This window comes from Agrobacterium pusense, from assembly GCF_013285525.1.
In the GTDB taxonomy this organism is placed as follows: Bacteria; Pseudomonadota; Alphaproteobacteria; order Rhizobiales; family Rhizobiaceae; genus Agrobacterium; species Agrobacterium pusense.
Window position 1 is genome coordinate 2,552,501 of sequence record NZ_CP053856.1, and the last position, 21,182, is coordinate 2,573,682.

General features: G+C 57.6%; 17 protein-coding genes, 1 tRNA gene, 2 rRNA genes and 1 riboswitch (1 of these 21 cut by a window edge). Of the genes, 16 read left to right on the forward strand and 4 right to left on the reverse strand.

What is annotated here, in order from left to right; all coding sequences use genetic code 11:
- From HQN82_RS12365 to recQ, 4 genes are all read left to right on the forward strand, one after another.
- Positions 1 to 1,702 (forward strand): 23S ribosomal RNA (locus HQN82_RS12365); it begins 1,099 nt to the left of the window's first position.
- Between the two features lie 264 nt (positions 1,703 to 1,966).
- Positions 1,967 to 2,081, forward strand: a 5S ribosomal RNA gene (gene rrf / locus HQN82_RS12370).
- Between the two features lie 220 nt (positions 2,082 to 2,301).
- Positions 2,302 to 2,378 (forward strand) — tRNA-Met (locus tag HQN82_RS12375).
- Between the two features lie 402 nt (positions 2,379 to 2,780).
- Positions 2,781 to 4,589 carry a DNA helicase RecQ gene (gene recQ / locus HQN82_RS12380; protein ID WP_173615019.1) on the forward strand — a complete coding sequence of 603 codons (1,809 nt, stop codon included), beginning with the start codon at positions 2,781 to 2,783 and terminating at the stop codon, positions 4,587 to 4,589.
- A 50-nt stretch (positions 4,590 to 4,639) separates the two neighbouring features.
- Here recQ and HQN82_RS12385 read toward each other — a convergent pair whose 3' ends face one another.
- Positions 4,640 to 5,872, reverse strand: a complete 1,233-nt coding sequence (locus tag HQN82_RS12385) for an ROK family transcriptional regulator (RefSeq protein WP_004439004.1) — start codon at positions 5,870 to 5,872, stop codon at positions 4,640 to 4,642.
- A gap of 264 nt (positions 5,873 to 6,136) precedes the next feature.
- Between HQN82_RS12385 and HQN82_RS12390 the strand changes: the two genes are divergently transcribed.
- From HQN82_RS12390 to nrdF, 8 genes are all read left to right on the forward strand, one after another.
- Positions 6,137 to 7,159, forward strand: coding sequence for a sugar ABC transporter substrate-binding protein (locus HQN82_RS12390; RefSeq protein ID WP_004439006.1), 1,023 nt, complete (start codon positions 6,137 to 6,139; stop codon positions 7,157 to 7,159).
- Positions 7,160 to 7,383: 224 nt separating this feature from the next.
- Entirely contained in the window at positions 7,384 to 8,466 is a 1,083-nt protein-coding gene (locus HQN82_RS12395; protein ID WP_112766015.1) for an ABC transporter permease, read from the forward strand.
- Entirely contained in the window at positions 8,466 to 9,248 is a 783-nt protein-coding gene (locus HQN82_RS12400) for an ATP-binding cassette domain-containing protein (RefSeq protein WP_004439010.1), read from the forward strand. The genes HQN82_RS12395 and HQN82_RS12400 overlap by 1 nt, the downstream gene beginning before the upstream one ends.
- Positions 9,245 to 9,874 carry a nucleoside triphosphate hydrolase gene (locus HQN82_RS12405; protein ID WP_112766016.1) on the forward strand — a complete coding sequence of 210 codons (630 nt, stop codon included), beginning with the start codon at positions 9,245 to 9,247 and terminating at the stop codon, positions 9,872 to 9,874. Before HQN82_RS12400 ends, HQN82_RS12405 begins: the two co-directional genes overlap by 4 nt.
- Positions 9,875 to 10,006: 132 nt before the next feature.
- A riboswitch (cobalamin riboswitch) is annotated at positions 10,007 to 10,230 on the forward strand.
- Positions 10,231 to 10,526: 296 nt separating this feature from the next.
- Positions 10,527 to 10,748, forward strand: a complete 222-nt coding sequence (gene nrdH / locus HQN82_RS12410) for a glutaredoxin-like protein NrdH (RefSeq protein WP_107339850.1) — start codon at positions 10,527 to 10,529, stop codon at positions 10,746 to 10,748.
- Between the two features lie 11 nt (positions 10,749 to 10,759).
- On the forward strand, positions 10,760 to 11,158 hold the full coding sequence (gene nrdI, locus HQN82_RS12415; protein ID WP_004439016.1) for a class Ib ribonucleoside-diphosphate reductase assembly flavoprotein NrdI: 399 nt from the start codon (positions 10,760 to 10,762) through the stop codon (positions 11,156 to 11,158).
- Positions 11,146 to 13,332: a class 1b ribonucleoside-diphosphate reductase subunit alpha gene (gene nrdE, locus HQN82_RS12420; RefSeq protein WP_081950447.1), complete on the forward strand. Its 2,187-nt coding sequence runs from the start codon at positions 11,146 to 11,148 to the stop codon at positions 13,330 to 13,332. Before nrdI ends, nrdE begins: the two co-directional genes overlap by 13 nt.
- A gap of 16 nt (positions 13,333 to 13,348) precedes the next feature.
- Positions 13,349 to 14,323 carry a class 1b ribonucleoside-diphosphate reductase subunit beta gene (gene nrdF / locus HQN82_RS12425; protein WP_045533183.1) on the forward strand — a complete coding sequence of 325 codons (975 nt, stop codon included), beginning with the start codon at positions 13,349 to 13,351 and terminating at the stop codon, positions 14,321 to 14,323.
- A gap of 25 nt (positions 14,324 to 14,348) precedes the next feature.
- Here nrdF and HQN82_RS12430 read toward each other — a convergent pair whose 3' ends face one another.
- Positions 14,349 to 15,461: an alpha/beta hydrolase gene (locus HQN82_RS12430; RefSeq protein WP_006699837.1), complete on the reverse strand. Its 1,113-nt coding sequence runs from the start codon at positions 15,459 to 15,461 to the stop codon at positions 14,349 to 14,351.
- 152 nt (positions 15,462 to 15,613) lie between these two features.
- Between HQN82_RS12430 and recF the strand changes: the two genes are divergently transcribed.
- From recF to HQN82_RS12445, 3 genes are read left to right on the forward strand one after another with little or no spacing between them, the layout of a single operon-like run.
- Positions 15,614 to 16,741, forward strand: coding sequence for a DNA replication/repair protein RecF (recF, locus tag HQN82_RS12435; RefSeq protein ID WP_006699836.1), 1,128 nt, complete (start codon positions 15,614 to 15,616; stop codon positions 16,739 to 16,741).
- A gap of 22 nt (positions 16,742 to 16,763) precedes the next feature.
- On the forward strand, positions 16,764 to 17,531 hold the full coding sequence (locus tag HQN82_RS12440) for a molybdopterin-synthase adenylyltransferase MoeB (protein ID WP_037089577.1): 768 nt from the start codon (positions 16,764 to 16,766) through the stop codon (positions 17,529 to 17,531).
- A complete protein-coding gene (locus HQN82_RS12445) occupies positions 17,528 to 18,004 on the forward strand; it encodes a GNAT family N-acetyltransferase (protein WP_045533179.1) in 477 nt (158 codons plus the stop codon). Before HQN82_RS12440 ends, HQN82_RS12445 begins: the two co-directional genes overlap by 4 nt.
- Positions 18,005 to 18,063: 59 nt before the next feature.
- On the opposite strand, the gene HQN82_RS12450 is transcribed toward HQN82_RS12445, so the two are convergent.
- The gene (locus HQN82_RS12450) at positions 18,064 to 19,068 is read right to left on the reverse strand and encodes a 2-hydroxyacid dehydrogenase (RefSeq protein WP_004439034.1); all 1,005 of its coding nucleotides are present in this window, start codon (positions 19,066 to 19,068) and stop codon (positions 18,064 to 18,066) included.
- Positions 19,069 to 19,248: 180 nt separating this feature from the next.
- Between HQN82_RS12450 and HQN82_RS12455 the strand changes: the two genes are divergently transcribed.
- Positions 19,249 to 19,782 carry an SH3 domain-containing protein gene (locus tag HQN82_RS12455; RefSeq protein WP_034496360.1) on the forward strand — a complete coding sequence of 178 codons (534 nt, stop codon included), beginning with the start codon at positions 19,249 to 19,251 and terminating at the stop codon, positions 19,780 to 19,782.
- On the opposite strand, the gene HQN82_RS12460 is transcribed toward HQN82_RS12455, so the two are convergent.
- Entirely contained in the window at positions 19,775 to 20,767 is a 993-nt protein-coding gene (locus HQN82_RS12460) for an adenosine kinase (protein ID WP_004439040.1), read from the reverse strand. The two genes, HQN82_RS12455 and HQN82_RS12460, sit on opposite strands and share 8 nt — an antisense overlap.
- Between the last annotated feature and the right edge of the window lie 415 nt (positions 20,768 to 21,182).

The following is a 21,182-nucleotide window of genomic DNA, read 5'->3' on the forward strand; positions in this document are numbered from 1 at the left end:
GCTTAGAAGCAGCCATCATTTAAAGAAAGCGTAACAGCTCACTGGTCTAAATAAGGGTCTTTGCGCCGAAAATGTAACGGGGCTAAAGCCATGCACCGAAGCTGAGGATTTGCGAGTAATCGCAAGTGGTAGCGGAGCGTTCCGTAAGTCTGTGAAGGCGGACCCGTGAGGGCTGCTGGAGATATCGGAAGTGCGAATGTTGACATGAGTAACGATAAAGGGAGTGAGAGACTCCCTCGCCGAAAGACCAAGGGTTCCTGCTTAAAGTTAATCTGAGCAGGGTTAGCCGGCCCCTAAGACGAGGCGGACACGCGTAGTCGATGGGAACCACGTTAATATTCGTGGGCCTGGTGGTAGTGACGGATCTCGTGTGTTGTTCAACCTTATTGGATTGGTTGGGCGGCGAAGAGGTTCCAGGAAATAGCTCCACCGTATAGACCGTACCCGAAACCGACACAGGTGGTCAGGTAGAGTATACCAAGGCGCTTGAGAGAACTATGTTGAAGGAACTCGGCAAATTGCACGCGTAACTTCGGAAGAAGCGTGACCCTTTTGTACGCAAGTATGATGGGGTGGCACAGACCAGGGGGTAGCGACTGTTTATCAAAAACACAGGGCTCTGCGAAGTAGCAATACGACGTATAGGGTCTGACGCCTGCCCGGTGCTGGAAGGTTAAAGGGAGGGGTGCAAGCTCTGAACTGAAGCCCCAGTAAACGGCGGCCGTAACTATAACGGTCCTAAGGTAGCGAAATTCCTTGTCGGGTAAGTTCCGACCTGCACGAATGGCGTAACGACTTCCCCGCTGTCTCCAACATAGACTCAGTGAAATTGAATTCCCCGTGAAGATGCGGGGTTCCTGCGGTCAGACGGAAAGACCCCGTGCACCTTTACTATAGCTTTACACTGGCATTCGCCAAGGCATGTGTAGGATAGGTGGTAGGCTTTGAAGCAGGGACGCCAGTTTCTGTGGAGCCATCCTTGAAATACCACCCTTATCTTCGTGGATGTCTAACCGCGGTCCGTTATCCGGATCCGGGACAGTGTATGGTGGGTAGTTTGACTGGGGCGGTCGCCTCCGAAAGAGTAACGGAGGCGCGCGATGGTTAGCTCAGACCGGTCGGAAATCGGTCGTCGAGTGCAATGGCATAAGCTAGCCTGACTGCGAGACTGACAAGTCGAGCAGAGACGAAAGTCGGTCATAGTGATCCGGTGGTCCCGTGTGGAAGGGCCATCGCTCAACGGATAAAAGGTACGCCGGGGATAACAGGCTGATGACCCCCAAGAGTCCATATCGACGGGGTTGTTTGGCACCTCGATGTCGACTCATCGCATCCTGGGGCTGGAGCAGGTCCCAAGGGTATGGCTGTTCGCCATTTAAAGCGGTACGTGAGTTGGGTTCAGAACGTCGTGAGACAGTTCGGTCCCTATCTGCCGTGGGTGTAGGAATATTGACAGGATCTGTCCCTAGTACGAGAGGACCGGGATGGACGTATCTCTGGTGGATCTGTTGTCCTGCCAAGGGCATAGCAGAGTAGCTATATACGGAATGGATAACCGCTGAAGGCATCTAAGCGGGAAACCAACCTGAAAACGAGTGTTCCCTATCAGAGCCGTGGAAGACGACCACGTTGATAGGACGGGTGTGGAAGCACAGCAATGTGTGAAGCTTACCGTTACTAATAGCTCGATCGACTTCTTCGTTCCCATTGTTCATGCTCATCAAGCAAAGCTTGATGATCTGTTCTGTCTTCACGCTGACGTGGCCTTCGGCCACTACGCTGCAGACGGCGCGCCAAACGATTGGCGACGGACTAGCGTCCTGTATGGGCGCCACGCTCGACCTCGAGCAAGGCAACATACGGATAAGTCACAGAAACGACGTGTAAATTAAAACGAAGCGCAAGCTTCCCAGCTTCTCGAAAACAACGTTCATGTGAAAACATGAACAATGTTGCGTTTTGCCGACCTGGTGGTTATCGCGGGGCGGCTGCACCCGTTCCCATTCCGAACACGGCCGTGAAACGCCCCAGCGCCAATGGTACTTCGTCTCAAGACGCGGGAGAGTAGGTCGCTGCCAGGTCTGCAAAACGCATCAAAAATCTTCTCATCACATCCCTCGGCCCAGCCGAAAAAAAAGGGCCGCCAAAAGCGGCCTTTTGCAGTTTAAGACAAAACTTAAGGAAAACGCCAAGCGCGTCCCTTACAGGAGATAAATTGCTCCGCAATTTACTCCGGCAAAGATCCGTCGTCGCTAAAGCAACGACGTAACCGCGACATTCGGCCTTGCCGAATGCGCTGGACGCGGGGTGGAGCAGCCCGGTAGCTCGTCAGGCTCATAACCTGAAGGCCGCAGGTTCAAATCCTGCCCCCGCAACCAAAATTACGAAGAAAGCCAACAAGAAAGCCCTCTCCCAAAAGAGGGCTTTCTTGCGTTTTGGGCATGGCATAACACTAGCACAAATCCGCCCCCGAGCACGCGCGGCAAGTGGATGCACCCAAACACAGTCGAGCACTCCGAAAACAACCCGGCTTCACAAAGTCCCGGATGCGACCGTGGCCCGAAGCCATGCAATCTGAAGCCATACAGGAAGCCGCTCGTTCCAAGGGTCCCTCCGGGGAGGCCAGACCGGATGGCTTGTGATGTTGGCGTGCCTCAAGCGGTTTCTGTACGCCAACGCCTTACGCAGCTTCTGTCTCTGTGGCCAATTCCACATTCGGGATTGCCATGGAACCGAAACTGGCGATGATGCGCCATCCTCCAGACACAGAAGAAGAAGCCGTGAACGACGATCCGTTGCAAATCCTCAAGACCGTTTACGGCTATGACAGCTTCCGTGGGCGACAGGCGGAAATCATTCGGCATGTCATGGCTGGAAACAACGCCTTCGTGCTGATGCCGACGGGTGGTGGAAAGTCACTGTGTTACCAGATTCCGGCGCTCGCCCGCAAAGGCATGGGGCTGATCGTCTCGCCGCTGATCGCGTTGATGGTCGATCAGGTGGCGGCGCTTCGGCAGGCCGGCGTGCGGGCCGAGGCACTCAACTCCGACCTTTCGCCAGAAGAGCGGCGTGCGCTCTGGCAGGCCATGCGCTCCGGAAATGTCGATATTCTCTATGCTGCGCCGGAAACCCTTCTCAAACCGGAGGTTCTGGAGGCACTTCAATCCATTGATCTGTCGCTGATCGCTGTCGACGAGGCTCACTGCCTTTCGCAATGGGGGCACGACTTCCGTCCGCCCTATCGCCAACTCGATCTGCTTATCGAGCGTTTTCCGAATACGCCGCGCATGGCGCTGACGGCAACAGCCGACGAACCTACCCGCGCCGAAATCCTCGGCCATCTGGATATCAAAGCGGACGATGCCTTCATCGCGGGTTTCGATCGTCCCAATATCCGCTACGCGATCATGGAAAAGGATAATCCCCGCGCTCAGCTCAGACGTTTTCTGAAAGACCGGGAAGACCAAAGCGGCATCGTTTACTGCCTGTCGAAACGCAAGGTCGAGGAAACGGCCGCCTGGCTGCGCGAAGAAGGACGTAACGCACTGCCTTATCATGCCGGCATGGACAAAGCCGCGCGGGAGGAGAACCAGACCCGTTTCCAGCACGGCGAAGCCGTCATCATCGTCGCGACGGTTGCCTTCGGCATGGGCATCGACAAACCGAACGTACGTTTTGTCGTCCATATTGATCTGCCCGGCAGCATTGAAGCCTATTATCAGGAGACCGGCCGCGCAGGCCGTGATGGTCTCCCGTCCGACGTGCTCATGCTCTACGGTTATGAAGACATTGCGTTGCGTAATCGTTTCATCGAGGAATCGGACGCCTCGGATCAGCGCAAACATATGGAGCGGCAGAAGCTGGATGCGCTGCTCGGTCTTGCGGAGACGGCAAGCTGCCGCAGGCAGATATTGCTTTCCTATTTCGGCGACAGATGCGAGCCATGCGGCAATTGCGATACATGCGCGGAGCCGCCGGATCTGTTCGACGGCGCCATAGCCGCCCAAAAACTGCTTTCCTGTATTTACCGCACCGGAGAAAGATTCGGACAAGCCTATGTCATCCGCGTCCTGCTGGGCCTCGAAGACGAAAGGATTTCCCGATTCGGGCATGATCGCATAACCACTTATGGCATCGGTAAGGAGCACGACAATCGCACCTGGCGCGCCATTCTTCGCCAGCTGGTCGCGTTGCGACTGATTGATGTCGATTTGTCCGGACATGGCGGATTGTCCATTTCCGCCGACGGGAGGCAGTTCCTGCGTGAAAAACCGTCGCTGATGCTGAGAATACCATCTGCGCCCCGTGCAGCCCGGCAGCAGGCGCCGCGAAACGCCGCATCTGCCGCCCTGCCAGACGCTGACCGCGGCCTCTTCGAGGTTCTGCGCGCAAAACGCATGGAAATCGCCCGCGCACAGAACGTTCCGCCTTATGTGATTTTTCACGATAAGACGCTCATCGAGCTTGCCGCCGTAAAACCTGTCTCCGTGAAGGATATGGCGCAGATTCCAGGCGTGGGGGATACCAAACTGGAACGTTACGGTCCGGCCTTTCTTGAGGCGATCATGCAGCATGCCGCCAGCGACTGACCGGCCGACACCCAGAGGAAATCCAGTCGGAATAAGTCACATGAGCCGGGTCAACCGGTCGTGTCTTTAAACAGAACGTTCTGATCGATGAGGTAACGGGAAAACAAGGGAAGGCTGGCGCCACCGATTGCACGCGCCTGGCTGCCGACGGCGCCTTCGACGATCTCCGGCAGCGTGACGCCCTGAAGATCGTGGCGTTTGAGCGCTTCCCGGGTGGCGGCGACGATCCTTGTCCTGACCCAGTCCGGAAAGCCGCCATCAATGATGACGCTGGAAAAATCGATGATGGATGCTGCGGCGATGACAGCCTGGGCCAAGGCTGCCGCAGTTTTTCCGATCCAGCTTTCCAGCGGCTCGCCAAAATCGATCCATTCGTCGGGCGAGAACCAGAGGGGTCGCGGATCGATGCCCCTTTCGCGCAGCATGTTCTCAAGAACGAAGATGGATGCAATTTTGAGGAGCTGAACGGTATTACCATCCTCCCCCTGGACGGGCAGTGGGCCGATTGCGCCTGCGGTACCGGTCTTTCCGGAAAACAGCGCTGAATTCAGGACAACGCCGCCGCCTATGAAGGAGCCGATAAAGACGTAGAGAAAATCGGTATAATTCTGGCCCGCACCAAATACCAGTTCAGCACCGCAGGCGCTTGTTGCGTCATTCTGCAGGAACACCGGGTAGCTGACGTTTTCGGCGATGCCTGCCCGAATATCGACATCCCGCCACCGTTCCATCTCAATCTGCGGCGCCCCGACCTCCTGCGCCCAGTTCCAGAGTTCGAACGGGGCGGCGATACCCACACCGGCTATTTTCTGCCGTTCTGCGGGGGAAAGCTTCGATTCCAGTTCCGCCATACCCTCGATCACGAAGGGCAATATCCATTCCGGTAGCGGATAGGGGTAGGTCCTGCGGAGCTTGAGCCTGATGTGGCCGACAAAATCCATCAACACCAGATCGACGCTGCGCCGGCCGATCTTGACGCCGAAGGAGAACACGGCGTCGGGATTGAGGCGCATTGGGGTCGATGGTTGGCCGACCCTGCCGCGCAGCCTTTCGCCGCGAATGAGAAGCCCGTCCTTTTCGAGTGAGCGCATGATAACCGAAACGGTCTGCGCGGAGAGACCGCAAAGTCTGGCAATTTCGGCTTTTGACAACCCGCCATGGCGGCGAACGAGAGAGAGCACAAGCCGCTCGTTATAAGCGCGTACACCGATCTGGTTGGCGCCACCGCTCATATCCATGGTAGTGGGCGGCGCTTGCTGCGCCGTCTCGACAGATTGTCTCATAATGTCATCCTCCCGCCTTCCATATCTGCCGCGGCCGATACAGCTGGCTTTATGGCAATCTTGCTATCGCAACGTAAACGTCATTGGCGATATTCCTCCATGCCGGGCCTCAGAATGCCACACAGAATTAATAATTCAATCGGATTTATTTATTGACAGCCGTTTCCTTTGGTGGTTCCATCGGAGCTAACGATCATTGTTCTCGGAGGAGACGAGATCGTGGGGTAGCCGAATAGGTGCTCAAATATCCATTGGGAGGATCTCATGAAGACCACTGTTTCCGCTCTTCTGGGCGCGCTTGCGCTTGGCGTTTCTTTCGCTTCCGCCGCTTCCGCCGCCGACACATCTGTTTGCCTCATCACCAAGACCGACACCAATCCATTCTTCGTCAAGATGAAGGAAGGCGCGACTGCCAAGGCCAAGGAGCTTGGTGTGACGCTGAAATCCTACGCAGGCAAGATCGACGGCGATTCCGAAAGCCAGGTCGCAGCGATCGAGACCTGCATCGCCGATGGCGCCAAAGGTATTCTGATCACAGCATCGGATACCAAAGGCATCGTTCCGGCCGTGCAAAAGGCACGTGATGCGGGGCTTCTGGTCATTGCCCTCGACACGCCTCTGGAGCCCGTCGATGCTGCTGATTCCACCTTTGCCACCGACAATCTTCTGGCTGGCGAGCTGATCGGTAAGTGGGCCGCCGGCACGCTGGGCGACAAGGCCAAGGACGCAAAAATCGCCTTCCTCAACCTCACCCCTTCCCAGCCGACTGTGGATGTGCTGCGCAACCAGGGCTTCATGAAGGGCTTTGGCATCGATGTGAAGGACATCAACAAGATCGGTGACGAGAACGACCCGCGTATCGTCGGCCACGATGTCACCAATGGTAACGAGGAAGGCGGCCGTGCGGCGATGGAGAATCTGCTGCAGAAGGACCCGACCATCAATGTCGTCCACACCATCAACGAACCTGCGGCTGCCGGCGCTTATGAGGCGCTGAAGGCCGTCGGCCGTGAAAAGGACGTGCTGATCGTTTCCGTCGATGGCGGTTGCCCGGGCGTCAAGAACGTCGCGGAGGGCGTTATCGGCGCGACCTCGCAGCAATATCCGCTGCTGATGGCGGCGCTTGGCGTCGAAGCGGTCAAGAAGTTTGCGGACACGGGTGAAAAGCCGAAGCCGACAGCAGGCAAGAACTTTGTCGACACCGGCGTGACGCTGGTAACCGACAAGCCGGTAAAGGGCCTCGACTCGATCGATACGAAGGAAGGTCTCAACAAATGCTGGGGCTGATGCCTCACCGTTGAAACCCGCGGGGGCATTCGTGCCCCCGCCCTTGGGCCAGAATGAATATCAGGCACGATCCGGGGGATCGGACAAAGGAACAAACGAGCGCGCTGCGCGCCCTTCGGGGATGACACAGGCCGCTTCAACACTTTGAAATCTACGCATCACTCTCTTTGGAGATAGACCTCGGTGGCAGGGCGGATGCGATGGAGCGATCGGGAGGAAAATCCATGAGCGATCAGCCGATGCGGGCTCAGCCGCATAATGAATTTGAAAAAGTGCTCTCCGGAAGTTCGACGCAGGTCGCCGCTTTCGATACGCACGACAAGAGCGCGCTGGAAAAATTCCAGCATTTTCTTCATTCCAGCCCGGCGGCCGTGCCGCTTATCGTTCTGGTGCTGTCGCTGATTATTTTCGGCCTGCTCCTCGGCGGCAAGTTTTTCTCGGCTTTTTCGCTGACCCTCATCCTGCAGCAGGTCGCGATCGTCGGCATCGTCGGCGCGGCACAGTCGCTGGTCATCCTGACGGCGGGCATCGACCTTTCGGTCGGCGCGATCATGGTTCTGTCCTCGGTCGTCATGGGGCAGTTCACTTTCCGTTACGGTCTGCCAGCGGAGCTCTCCATTCTCTGTGGTCTCGCCGTTGGCGCATTTTGCGGCTTCATAAACGGCGTTCTGGTTTCGCGCATGCGCCTGCCGCCTTTTATCGTCACGCTTGGCATGTGGCAGATCGTGCTCGCGACCAACTTCCTCTATTCCGCAAATGAGACGATCCGGGCTCAGGACATTGCCCAGCAGGCACCGATCCTGCAATTTTTCGGCGCCAATCTTCGTATAGGCAATGCGGTCTTCACTTACGGCGTGATCGCCATGGTTCTGCTTGTTGCTCTGCTCTGGTATGTCCTGAACCGCACCGCCTGGGGCCGCCATCTTTATGCCGTGGGTGACGATCCGGATGCCGCAGAGCTCGCCGGTGTCAACGTCAAACGTATGCTGACCACTGTTTACACCCTGTCAGGCCTCATCTGCGCCTTTGCCGGTTGGGCTCTCATCGGCCGCATCGGGTCGGTTTCGCCGACTGCTGGCCAATTCGCCAATATCGAATCCATCACGGCGGTGGTTATCGGCGGTCTGTCACTGTTCGGTGGACGCGGCTCCATCATGGGCATGATCTTCGGCGCCCTGATCGTCGGCGTCTTTTCGCTCGGCCTCAGGCTTATTGGGACAGACCCGCAATGGACCTATTTGTTGATCGGCGTCCTCATCATCTTGGCTGTCGCAATCGACCAGTGGATCAGAAAGGTAGCAGGCTGATGACAAAAGAACCCATTCTCACAGCACGCAATCTCGTTAAGCGCTATGGCCGTGTGACCGCCCTGGATCACGCCGATTTCGATCTCTACCCGGGCGAAATCCTGGCCGTGATCGGCGACAACGGCGCCGGAAAATCCTCTCTCATCAAGGCGATTTCAGGCGCGGTTACGCCCGATGAGGGGGAAATCCGGCTGGAGGGCCAGCCTGTGCAGTTCCGTTCGCCGATTGAGGCGCGCAAGGCGGGTATTGAGACCGTCTATCAAAACCTGGCCTTGTCTCCTGCACTTTCCATCGCCGACAATATGTTTCTTGGCCGGGAAATCCGTAAGCCCGGCATACAGGGCAGCCTCTTCCGCGCGCTGGATCGTCCGGCCATGGAAAAATTCGCCCGCGAAAAACTGTCGGAACTCGGCCTGATGACGATCCAGAACATCAATCAGGCGGTGGAAACCCTCTCGGGCGGTCAGCGCCAGGGCGTCGCGGTGGCACGTGCAGCCGCCTTCGGTTCCAAGGTCGTGATCCTCGACGAACCGACTGCCGCGCTTGGGGTCAAGGAAAGCCGCCGTGTCCTGGAACTTATTCTCGACGTGCGTTCCCGCGGCCTGCCGATCGTTCTGATCTCGCATAACATGCCGCATGTTTTCGAGGTTGCCGACCGCATCCATATCCATCGGCTTGGCAAGCGCCTGTGCGTCATCAACCCGAAGGACTATTCAATGTCGGATGCCGTCGCCTTCATGACCGGTGCCAAGGAAGCACCGAAGGAAACGCTCGCCGCATGACGCTGAAGCTTGAGACGATCGTCGAAGAGGTTCTTCAGCGGGCAGAAGGCCACTCCCGTTTCATCGTCGCGATTGCCGGTCCCCCTGGGGCCGGCAAATCCACGTTGGCGGATGCTCTTTGCGACGCCTTGCGCGCACGGGGCGAAACGGCCGCCATTCTGCCCATGGACGGCTTCCATATGGACAATGGCATCCTCGAAGAGCGAGGACTGCTGCCAAGAAAGGGTGCGCCGGAAACATTCGATGTGCGTGGCTTCCTCGATATCGTCTCTGCCGTTCGCAAGGGCGGGCAGGAGGTACTTGTCCCGGTGTTTGATCGCTCCCGTGAAATCGCCATTGCGTCTGCCCGTGCGATTGCTCCGGAAACACGCTTCATCCTCGCCGAGGGCAATTATCTGCTGCTGAACGAAGCGCCCTGGACAAACCTTTCCGGAAGCTTTGATCTCACTATCTTCGTGCGTCCGTCCGTCGCGGTGCTGGAAGAGAGGCTGCGAAACAGATGGCTGGGTTATGGTCTCGATGCAGCTCAGATCCACGCCAAGCTTTTCGCAAACGATCTTCCCAACGGGAAAAGGGTGATCGAAAACGCCCGTCCCGCCGATATCCACATCGATATCTGGGAATAGATTAACATCTTCGTCTCCCGCGCGGTGCGTCCGGCCCGCCGTTAAGTCATTGTTGACCATGTGTTGAATCTTTTTGATCCACAGGGCGGGGCTTTTGTGTGTCTATTTATTGACGAGAAAATTTCCTCATATACTATATGTGGTGTTCGAGGTTCTTCCGATTCGCAAGGATTGGGAGCTAAGACGGGAATTCGGTGCGTGACGCCATCGTGGTGAAGCAAGGCCGAAACTGCCCCCGCAACTGTAAGCGGCGAGCATCGTTCCGATTTGAGTCACTGGAGCTGAGCGCTCCGGGAAGGCCGGAATAGATGTTGTGACCCGCAAGTCAGGAGACCTGCCTTGAGCGCAAACGTCCACGGGCGGGGTGTCCGGAGGAAGGTGTAGACGCAGATGATTTGCGTGCGCCCTTTTCTGCCCCCTCCAGAACAAGCTTCGGGGTGAAGTCATGCCAGTGCATATTTTTGAGTTGCTACGCTCGTCTGCGTAGGGAGTGATTTTCTGCGGCTTTCAGCAGTTCCAGGAGAACCAGTCGGATTTCCCGAGAAAACTCCAAGAGAGCACGCCCCACCTGAATGACAAAACCACCGCCGCCCGATTGCGATTGCAATCGGCAACGCATTGCCGCGTCCAAAATAGCTTCGAAAGGGAAATTATGACCATCACCGTTTACAGCAAACCCGCCTGCGTCCAGTGCACCGCCACCTATCGCGCGCTTGACCGTATGGGCGTTCCCTATGAGATCGTCGATATTTCCGAAGATGCTGACGCTCTCGATCATGTCCGTGGTCTCGGTTACATGCAGGTTCCGGTGGTGGTTGCCGGCGAACGCCATTGGGCGGGGTTCCGGCCGGACATGATCGGCTCGATTGGCTGAGGCGGCAGGCGATGGGTCTGATCGTCTATTATTCCAGTCGTTCCGAAAACACCCATCGTTTCCTTCTGAAACTGGGGCGGCGGTTGCTTCGCCTGCCGCTCGGCGCTGAGGATGACGTGCCTCAGGTGTCGGAACCCTATGTGCTCGTCACGCCCACCTATGGCGGCGGCGGCACCAAGGGTGCCGTGCCGAAGCCGGTCATCCGGTTTTTAAACGAGCCCTCCAACCGCAATCTCATTCGTGGCGTCATCGCGGCGGGAAACACCAATTTTGGCGCAGCTTTCGCATCCGCCGGAGATATCGTCTCGCGCAAATGCGCAGTGCCGTTTCTCTATCGCTTCGAGCTTCTCGGCACTGAGGAGGATGTCGCCAACGTCAAACATGGATTGGAACGATTTTGGACACGCTGACCGCTAGCGCGCTGCGCAAGGACACCAAACAGCCAACAGCCGCAAGCCAGACGCCGCTCGATGCAGGCCTGGACTACCACGCGCTGAACGCGATGTTGAACCTTTATGACGAGAACGGAAAAATCCAACTCGACAAGGATCGTCTTGCTGCCCGCCAATATTTCCTCCAGCACGTCAACCAGAACACGGTGTTTTTCCATAACCTCAGGGAAAAGCTCGATTATCTGGTAGCGGAGGGCTACTACGAACAGGAGGTGCTGGACCAGTACTCCTTCAATTTCGTTCGTGACCTCTATGACGAGGCCTATGCCCGGAAGTTTCGCTTTCCGACCTTCCTCGGTGCGTTCAAATATTACACCTCCTACACGCTGAAGACCTTCGACGGAAAACGTTATCTGGAGCGTTACGAGGATCGCGTCTGCATGGTGGCGCTTTCCCTTGCGCGCGGTGATGAGCAGCTGGCACGCAATCTGGTCGACGAGATCATTTCCGGCCGCTTCCAGCCGGCGACCCCGACGTTCCTGAACGCGGGCAAGAAGAGCCGCGGCGAGCTGGTCTCCTGTTTCCTGCTGCGCGTGGAAGACAATATGGAAAGCATCGGCCGCTCCATCAATTCGGCGCTGCAGCTCTCCAAGCGCGGTGGCGGCGTTGCCCTTTCACTGACCAATATTCGCGAGGCTGGCGCGCCGATCAAACAGATCGAAAACCAGTCCTCCGGTGTCATACCCGTGATGAAGCTACTGGAAGATTCGTTTTCCTATGCCAACCAGCTCGGCGCCCGCCAGGGTGCGGGTGCTGTCTATCTGCATGCCCACCACCCCGACATCATGCGTTTCCTCGATACCAAGCGTGAAAACGCCGACGAAAAAATCCGCATCAAGACCCTGTCGCTCGGCGTCGTCATCCCCGACATCACCTTCGAGCTCGCCCGCAACAACGAGGATATGTATCTGTTCTCCCCCTATGATGTGGAGCGGGTCTACGGCGTGCCCTTCACCGAAATCTCGGTGACGGAAAAATACCACGAGATGGTCGCCGACAGCCGCATCCGCAAGAAGAAGATCAAGGCGCGCGAATTCTTCCAGGTGATCGCCGAAATCCAGTTCGAGAGCGGTTATCCCTACATCATGTTTGAGGATACGGTGAACCGCGCCAATCCGATTGCCGGTCGCATCAGCATGAGCAATCTCTGCTCGGAAATCCTGCAGGTCAGCGAAGCGAGCGCGTTCAACGCCGATCTCTCCTATAGTCACATGGGCAAGGATATTTCCTGCAATCTCGGTTCATTGAATATCGCCGCGGCAATGGATTCGGCCGATTTCGGGAAGACCATTGAAACCTCCATCAGGGCACTGACGGCGGTGTCGGACATGAGCCACATCTCCTCCGTTCCGTCTGTTGAAAAGGGAAATGACGAAAGCCATGCCATCGGGCTCGGTCAGATGAACCTGCACGGTTATCTGGCGCGCGAGCGCATCTTTTATGGCTCGGAGGAAGGCATAGATTTCACCAATATCTATTTCTACACCGTGACGTATCACGCTATCCGCGCCAGCAACCGGCTGGCGGTGGAAAGAGGCCAGAGCTTCAAGGGCTTTGAAAACTCCAAATATGCCTCGGGCGAATATTTCGACAAATATACCGACCGGGAATGGTTGCCCGCGACGGAAAAGGTCCGCGACTTGTTCGAAAAGGCCGGTATCGCCATTCCGACCCAGGAAGACTGGAAGGTCTTGAAGCAGGAGGTCATGGCATCAGGCCTCTATAACCAGAACCTGCAGGCAGTGCCGCCGACAGGCTCGATCTCCTATATCAACCACTCCACATCCTCCATTCATCCGATCGTCTCGAAGATCGAAATCCGTAAAGAGGGCAAGATCGGCCGAGTTTATTACCCGGCTTCTTATCTCTCGAACGACAATCTCGAGTATTACCAGGATGCCTATGAGATTGGCCCTGAAAAGATCATTGATACCTACGCGGCGGCCACCCAGCATGTCGATCAGGGCCTGTCTCTGACGCTGTTCTTCCGTGATACGGCCACGACCCGCGACATCAACCGGGCACAGATTTATGCCTGGAAGAAGGGCATCAAGACCATCTACTACATCCGTTTGCGCCAGATGGCGCTGGAAGGCACGCAGGTTCAGGGCTGCGTTTCCTGCACGCTCTGATTTGAGGGACAAGACAATGAACATCGCCGTAAAACCTGTGTCCCGCATCCGCGCGGTCAACTGGAACCGCATCGAGGACGACAAGGACCTGGAAGTCTGGAACCGCCTGACCTCGAATTTCTGGCTGCCGGAAAAGGTGCCGCTTTCCAACGACATCCCCTCCTGGGGAACACTGAGGCCCGAGGAGCAGAAACTGACGATCCGTGTCTTCACCGGCCTGACATTGCTGGACACAATCCAGAACGGCGTCGGCGCGGTGCGCCTGATGGCAGATTCGGCAACACCGCATGAGGAGGCGGTTCTCTCAAACATTTCATTCATGGAAGCGGTGCACGCCCGGTCCTATTCATCGATCTTCTCGACGCTCTGCCTGACACCTGACGTCGATGATGCCTATCGCTGGTCGGAGGAAAACGAGTTCCTGCAGCGCAAATCCGCACTGATCATGCGGGAATATGACAGCGGCGATCCGCTGAAGAAAAAGATCGCCAGCGTGTTTCTGGAAAGCTTCCTGTTCTATTCCGGCTTCTACCTGCCGATGTTCTGGTCAAGCCGCGCCAAGCTTACCAACACGGCGGACCTGATCCGCCTGATCATCCGCGACGAGGCCGTGCACGGCTATTATATCGGCTACAAGTTCCAAAGGACGATAGACCGCCTTAATGAAAACGAAAGGCAGGAGATCAAGGATTTCGCCTTCGACCTGCTTCTTGAGCTTTACGATAACGAGGCAAAATATACCGAGGACCTCTATGACGGCGTCGGCCTGACCGAGGACGTCAAGCAGTTCCTGCACTACAACGCCAATAAGGCCCTGATGAATCTGGGTTACGAGGCACTGTTTCCCGCCGAGGCTTGCCGGGTCAATCCGGCGATCCTTTCAGCGCTCTCGCCCAATGCAGATGAGAACCACGACTTCTTCTCCGGCTCCGGTTCGTCCTACGTCATCGGCAAGGCGGTCGCGACCGAGGACGAAGACTGGGACTTTTGAAACCTTCGGGTAACCCGCAGTATTTTTACTGCGGGTTCACCACCTGGCTGGCAAGTCGGAAGGGGCTCGATACGGTCGCGCCGATAGCATCGAACACGAAAGCGCCCGCACGGCCGATGCCGTTTTGTCCATTGCCGTTGCGGCTTGCCTCCAGCTGCGGCACGAGTGACGCCAAAGCAGCATAGCGGTCGTGGTTGAGCGGGTCCGACGCCTTCAGCTTGGAAATATCCACGAACTGAACGCCCTCCTTGAGGGCGGCGTCCTGCACCTTCGGATCCGTGACGTCAAGTGCGCCGATCCGCGTGACGTCCGCGCCCAGTATGGAGGAGGCTTTCAGGGCGCGGTCGTCCTTGGAAACCAGAACGGTGAGCGGCGGGTTGAGCCGGCCAACCACCTCGATCTGTTTGCGGAAGACATCGGCATCGATGTCGGGCGCGGCAAGAACCACCTGCAGCTTGGCAATAACGTCGCTTCGCCCCTCGAAACGCAATTGGCGTAGCGCTTCCATGACCAGCCAGCCGCCCATGCTATGGCCGAAAACGACAATGTTCTTGCGTGGAGAATGGCGTGTGAGGTCTGTCAGCAGATTGGCGAGTGCGTCACGGGAGTAGGTCGCCGATTCCTTGTCGGCAACGTAGCCGGCGACATTCGCCTGCGAGGGCCAGGAGAATACCAGCGGCACACCATCCAGATTGGCATCAGCTGCCATCTGCGCTGCCCGGAAAAGCGCTTCCTGATAGCTGTAATTATAGCCATGCACGAAAAGCGCAATCTGCTTGCCGGAGCGGGTGATATCTCCGAGGTCATCGTTGAAACGAGCCTTGCTCAACATCTGCGCCTGCGTGACGACAAAATCCTTCTTCGCGTCGGGTTTGCCGGTCGACCACTCAATTTTTCCACTCTTGTGGGTGGGCGGTATCGAAATGTCGAAGCGGGCATAATTCGGTTCGGCCGCTCTGAGCGCACTGAAGCCCTTTTGGGCCTCCTCGCTTTTTTCGCGCGTGCTTGCCACATAGGCGGTCACGATTTTGGCATCCTTCGCCCTGGTGTCGACCGCTTGCAGCACGTCCGCTCCCGGCCGTCCGGCGCAGGAGGAAAGAAGACCGAGCATGATGAAAAGAGGCAGGAGGAGACGCATGGAAGAGTTACCGGTGATAACGAACCGGCTATAAATAACCGCCCGCTAAAAAAGTTGCCACTACTGAATAATTCGCATGGTTTCGGCGCTAGGCAATAAACATGGACAAGAGCCGCCTTGCCATCGGGGCAGCTTCGTTTTAGGCCGTAACCATGACGAACAAGGTCTCGCTTTCCCGACTGAAACTCACGGACTTCCGCAACTACGCGGTGGCGTCGCTTTCCCTGGATGACCGCCATGTGGTGCTGACCGGCGACAATGGGTCCGGCAAGACCAACCTTCTGGAGGCGGTGTCGTTTCTGTCGCCCGGACGCGGACTTCGCCGCGCGGTCCTGTCCGACGTCACGCGCGTGGGTGCGGAAGCCACCGGCTTTTCTATTTTCGCAGATGTCGATGGCATGGATGGCGAGGTCGCGATCGGCACGGGGATTGAAGGCGATGGCGAGGTGGTGTCGCGCCGGCTGCGGCTGAACGGCACGGCAGTCAAATCCGTCGATGAATTGACCGACCATCTGCGTGTCCTGTGGCTCACCCCCGCCATGGACGGCCTTTTTACAGGCTCATCGTCTGACCGCCGGCGTTTCCTTGACCGACTTGTGCTTTCGCTTGATCCCGCCCATGGTCGACGCGCCAGCGATTTTGACAAAGCCATGCGTGGGCGTAACAGACTGCTTTCCGAGGGCCGTTTTGATCCGGTCTGGCTGGACGGTATCGAAAAGCAGATGGCTGAACTCGGCATCTCCATGGCGGTTGCCCGTTATGAGATGCTCGGCCTGCTCCGGAGTTTGATCGAAGGGCGGAGGGGCGATGCGGCCTTCCCCTCAGCGACGCTGTCGCTTTCCGGCTTTATGGATGATGGCCTCAACCGTCCCGCCGTCGATCTGGAAGACGAATATGGCTTGATGCTGCGTGAAGGTCGCTACCGGGACGCTGCCGCCGGGCGCACGCTTGATGGGCCGCACCGTGTCGATCTCTTCGTGCGGCATGCGGAAAAGGACATGGAAGCCGAACGCTGTTCGACGGGGGAGCAGAAGGCGCTGCTGGTGGGTCTGGTGCTCGCGCATGCGCAGCTGACCGCCAACATGACGGGTTATGCACCGGTTCTGCTGCTGGACGAGATTGCCGCTCATCTGGACGAGGGCAGGCGGGCGGCATTGTTCGATCTCATCCACGCGCTGGGGGGACAGAGTTTCATGACTGGAACGGATGCGGCCATGTTCTCCGCCCTTGGCGAGCGGGCACAATTCTTCAATGTATCCCACGGGAGCATCACCGCATGAAGGCAAAGAGAGGGAGTGCGACATGGACCCGCTGAGCCCGGAAGAAATAGAACGCTACAAACGCCATATCCTGCTGCCGGAAATCGGCGGTGCAGGCCAGCAACGGCTGAAGGCCGCGCGCGTGCTGGTCATCGGGGCGGGTGGTCTCGGTGCGCCGGTGCTTCATTATCTCGCCGCCGCCGGCGTCGGCACACTCGGCATGATCGACGATGACGTCGTGTCTCTCTCCAACCTTCAGCGCCAGGTGATCCACGATAGCGGGACGATTGGCGAGCAGAAGACGGAAAGTGCCCGAAAGGCCATTGCTCGCCTTAACCCTCATGTGCGTACAATCGTGTACGAAGACCGCTTTTCGCAGGTCTGGGCGCATGATCATTTGCAATCTTTCGATCTCCTGATTGACGGATCGGACAATTTCGACACTCGATATTCCGCAGCGGACGCGGCGGAAACGGCAAAAAGGCCGCTGGTGACGGGCGCCGTTGGCCGTTTTGATGGTTCTGTGACGGTGCTGAAGCCCTATGAAACAAATGCCGAAGGCACGTTGCTGCCCGGCTATCGTGACCTGTTTCCCGAGCCGCCGCCGCAGGGGCTCATCCCGAATTGTGCGGAAACAGGGATTGTCGGCGCGCTGACGGGCGTTATCGGCACGCTGATGGCCATGGAGGCGATCAAGCTGATCACCGGTGCCGGCGAACCGCTGATTGGCCGTCTGCTCCTCTATGACGCACTGTCGGCGCGTTTCGAAACAGTGCGATACAAGCGGCGTCAAGGGACAAAGAAAACATGATGGAAATCAATAGAATTGGGGACGACTTCGACCGCTGGCATGAATTGCTGGCGCTTATCATGACGTCCTTCGCTTACATGGATGGCGTCATTGACCCACCATCTTCAGCCCATCGCCTGACGCCTGAAAATCTTGCCGAAAAGGCAAGGGCGGAGATTGCTTTCGTAGTTTTGGACGGGAATGACCTGCTGGGCTGCCTTTTCTGCAGGCCGGAGCCGCCATCCTGTCTTTACGTCGGCAAATTGTGCGTTTCCCCGAAAGCGCAGGGAAAGGGCATTGGTAAAATGTTGCTGGCGCAAGCCGAGGCCTTGGCGCGTGAACTGGCGCTGCCGGCGCTACGGCTGGAAACCCGGATTGAGCTTGTCGCCAATCATGTAAAGTTCGGGGCTTGGGGTTTCGTCAAGACGGCAGAAAATGCCCATGCGGGATATGATCGCACGACCTCGATCGAGATGACCAAGATCCTCGGCTGAAGCGACTCCCCCCGGCGCGATTGACAAGAACCGGGAGGTCCGATCTTCGGGCCTCTGTTTCAGTTTCGCCCGGGCAACACCCGGTTCGGCGGGCGGTGACCATCGAACAGCGTGCGGATATTGATGATGACCTTGTCACCCATCTCGATGCGGCCTTCGATTGTCGCTGAACCCATATGTGGAAGCAGCACCACCTTGCCTTCCTTGGCAAGCTTGATGAGCTTGGGGTTCACCGCAGGCTCGTTCTCGTAGACATCCAGTCCAGCGCCGGCGATCTTGCCCTCGCGCAGGCACTGGATCATCGCTGCCTCATCGATGATGTCGCCGCGCGCGGTATTGACGATGTAGCTCGTCGGCTGCATCAGCGCGAGCCGCCGGGCGGAAATTAGGTGATAGGTTGCGGGCGTCGAAGGGCAGTTGACCGAAACGATGTCCACCCGCGCCAGCATCTGGTCGAGACTGTCCCAATAGGTCGCTTCGAGCTCCGCCTCCGTCGCCGGATTGACGCGTTTGCGGTTGTGATAGTGAATGGAAAGCCCGAAAGCCTTGGCGCGCCGCGCCACCGCCGTGCCGATGCGGCCCATCCCGACAATACCGATACGCTTGCCGGAAATGCGCCGTCCCAGCATCCAGGTTGGTGACCAGCCGAGCCACTCATCCGCGCCATTGGCAAGGACGCGTGTGCCCTCGATCATGCGGCGCGGTACGGCCAGCACCAGCGCCATGGTGATATCGGCGCTGTCCTCGGTCAGTACGTTGGGCGTGTTCGTCACGGTGATGCCCTTGCGGGCCGCGGCGTCCACATCCACATGGTCGATGCCGTTGGAGAAACTCGCGATCAGCTTCAGCTGCGGTCCAGCCTGCTCGATCATCGGGGCGGTAATGCGATCGGTGACCGTTGGCACCAGCACGTCCACCCGCTGCATGGCGGCGACCAGTTCTTCCTCGCTGCGCGGGGTGTCATCGATATTGAGTTCTGCGTCGAAAAGTTCGCGCATTCGGGTTTCGACGACATCAGGCAATTTGCGGGTGATATAGACTGTCGGTCTCTTCTTGGGGGTCATCGTTTGCCGCTGCCTTGTTCAGAAGTCATTAACCAGAAAGAGCGATAATTTCTTTCAATCAGGGCGTTTCTACCAGACCCACCGGCGAAGACAAACAAAACTCGCTGAAGCTTGAGGCATGTGGAAACGAGCCTCCTTAAATATCATCCGGTTTGCAGAAGGCGGGAAACGGAAATGGGCATGCGCAGTGTGGTTTCTATTGTTTGCATTGCATTGTCTTTGGGCCTCCTCGGTGCGGCAACCGACGCCATGGCGCAGGGCGCCGCGAAAGGCGCCAGCGGCCTGCCGCTGCCGCGTTTTGTCAGCCTGAAATCCAAACGCGTGAACATGCGCATCGGTCCGAGCACGGATTACGCCGTGTCATGGATGTATCTGAAATCCGGGATGCCGGTCGAGATCATCCAGGAATATGAAAACTGGCGGCGCATCCGTGATGCCGATGGGACGGAAGGCTGGGTCAACCAAGCCCTTCTCTCCGGTGAGCGCACGGCCGTAGCAGCGCCCTGGATGCGGGGCAAGGGCAAGGAAGTTTATGTGAACATGCGCCGTGAAGCGCAGTCGGGCGCTGCCGTTGTCGCACGACTTGAGCCGGGCGTGGTCTTCAGGATCGGCGAATGCAATGGGGACTGGTGTCGTGCCGAGGCCGGTCAGGCCTCGGGCTGGGTTTCGCAGGGCGAAATCTGGGGTGCTTACCCGGGTGAAGCCTTTAAATAAGGCCGTGCTTCTCGCCAAGCGCCTTCAGCGATGACATGGGACGAGGCCCGACCTGCTGAATGACAGCGGCAGCCGCAAGGCAGCCAAGCTTGCCGCAATCTTCGAGCGACCGGTCCTGCGTATAACCGAACAGGAAGCCGGCGGCGAAAAGATCGCCCGCACCCGTCGTGTCGACCACGTCATGCACCGGATAGGCATCCACCTTCACGCGTTCCGTGCCGCGCAGGATAACCGCGCCTTCTTCGCTCATCGTCACCGCCGCGATCTTGCAGTCGGCGGCGATCCTGGTCAGCGCAAGCTCGAAGTCGTCGGTTTCATAAAGGGAAAGCGCTTCCTGCTTGTTGGCGAAAACGATATCCACTGTGCCGGAGCGCATCAGATCGAGAAACTCCTCACGGTAACGGCCGACGCAGAAACTGTCGGAAAGCGTCATGGAAACTTCGCGGCCGTTTTCATGAGCAATGCGGGCGCATTCGCGGATCGCATCCTTGGCGCGCGGCGGATCCCACAGATAACCCTCGAAATAGGTGACCTTGGTCTGCGCCACCACGTCATCTTCCACATCCTCAGGGCCCAGATCGACGCAGGCGCCGAGATAGGTGTTCATCGAACGCTCGCCATCTTCGGTCACGAAGATCATCGAACGGGCCGTTGGCGGAAAGGTGCCTTGCGGCTTGGTTTCGAAATAAACGCCCTGAGCGCGGATGTCGTGCTGGAAGATTTCGCCGAGCTGGTCTTCCGCCACCTTGCCGAAATAGGCAGCCTTGCCGCCGAAATTCGCCACACCCGCCGCCGTATTGCCAGCGCTGCCGCCGGAGGCTTCGAGAGCCGGCCCCATCAGCGAATAAAGCAGCTCTGCCCGTTCTGCGTCTATGAGGTTCATCGCCCCTTTGGTAATGGCATTGTCGTTGAGAAAGCGGTCATCGCAGCGGGAAATGATGTCGACGATGGCATTGCCGACAGTCAGTACGTCAAATTTCGTCATTGGCCCTATCCGGTTCGCACGGGGTGTGCGTCTTTTTTCAAAGGTCTTAAACATTTCTGGCTGCAAGAAAAGCCTAAAGCGGAAATATGCGGTTCTGCGCGAAAGAAGAAAACGCGTCATTTGCCTGTAATATGGTTAAGCTATCTCTGCGAGCAGAGCAGAGGTGTGTGAATGCGTACCGAAGTGGAAGACATGAGGTCTTCTGGCTCAACCGTTATCTCCGCCACGGATGTACTGGCGGCATATAACGGACATAAAAGGCGGGGGAGACCCCGCTTTTTCTTTTAGGCAGACGTCACCATCGCATGGGCCGGACGCCCGCCCGGTAGACGTGGTGCGAAGGCTGCCCAGCCTTCCATGCCGCGATTAAAACCGGAACATGAAGCGTTTTCGCGATTCCATTCCGGCCGAAAAG

Coding starts and splice junctions, on each gene's coding strand:
- HQN82_RS12385 (WP_004439004.1), bottom strand. CDS start 5,872: ATGAGACAATCTGTCGAGACGGCGCAGCAAGCGCCGCCCACTACCATG.
- HQN82_RS12390 (WP_004439006.1), top strand. CDS start 6,137: ATGAAGACCACTGTTTCCGCTCTTCTGGGCGCGCTTGCGCTTGGCGTT.
- HQN82_RS12395 (WP_112766015.1), top strand. CDS start 7,384: ATGAGCGATCAGCCGATGCGGGCTCAGCCGCATAATGAATTTGAAAAA.
- HQN82_RS12400 (WP_004439010.1), top strand. CDS start 8,466: ATGACAAAAGAACCCATTCTCACAGCACGCAATCTCGTTAAGCGCTAT.
- HQN82_RS12405 (WP_112766016.1), top strand. CDS start 9,245: ATGACGCTGAAGCTTGAGACGATCGTCGAAGAGGTTCTTCAGCGGGCA.
- nrdH (WP_107339850.1), top strand. CDS start 10,527: ATGACCATCACCGTTTACAGCAAACCCGCCTGCGTCCAGTGCACCGCC.
- nrdI (WP_004439016.1), top strand. CDS start 10,760: ATGGGTCTGATCGTCTATTATTCCAGTCGTTCCGAAAACACCCATCGT.
- nrdF (WP_045533183.1), top strand. CDS start 13,349: ATGAACATCGCCGTAAAACCTGTGTCCCGCATCCGCGCGGTCAACTGG.
- HQN82_RS12430 (WP_006699837.1), bottom strand. CDS start 15,461: ATGCGTCTCCTCCTGCCTCTTTTCATCATGCTCGGTCTTCTTTCCTCC.
- recF (WP_006699836.1), top strand. CDS start 15,614: ATGACGAACAAGGTCTCGCTTTCCCGACTGAAACTCACGGACTTCCGC.
- HQN82_RS12440 (WP_037089577.1), top strand. CDS start 16,764: ATGGACCCGCTGAGCCCGGAAGAAATAGAACGCTACAAACGCCATATC.
- HQN82_RS12445 (WP_045533179.1), top strand. CDS start 17,528: ATGATGGAAATCAATAGAATTGGGGACGACTTCGACCGCTGGCATGAA.
- HQN82_RS12450 (WP_004439034.1), bottom strand. CDS start 19,068: ATGACCCCCAAGAAGAGACCGACAGTCTATATCACCCGCAAATTGCCT.
- HQN82_RS12455 (WP_034496360.1), top strand. CDS start 19,249: ATGCGCAGTGTGGTTTCTATTGTTTGCATTGCATTGTCTTTGGGCCTC.
- HQN82_RS12460 (WP_004439040.1), bottom strand. CDS start 20,767: ATGACGAAATTTGACGTACTGACTGTCGGCAATGCCATCGTCGACATC.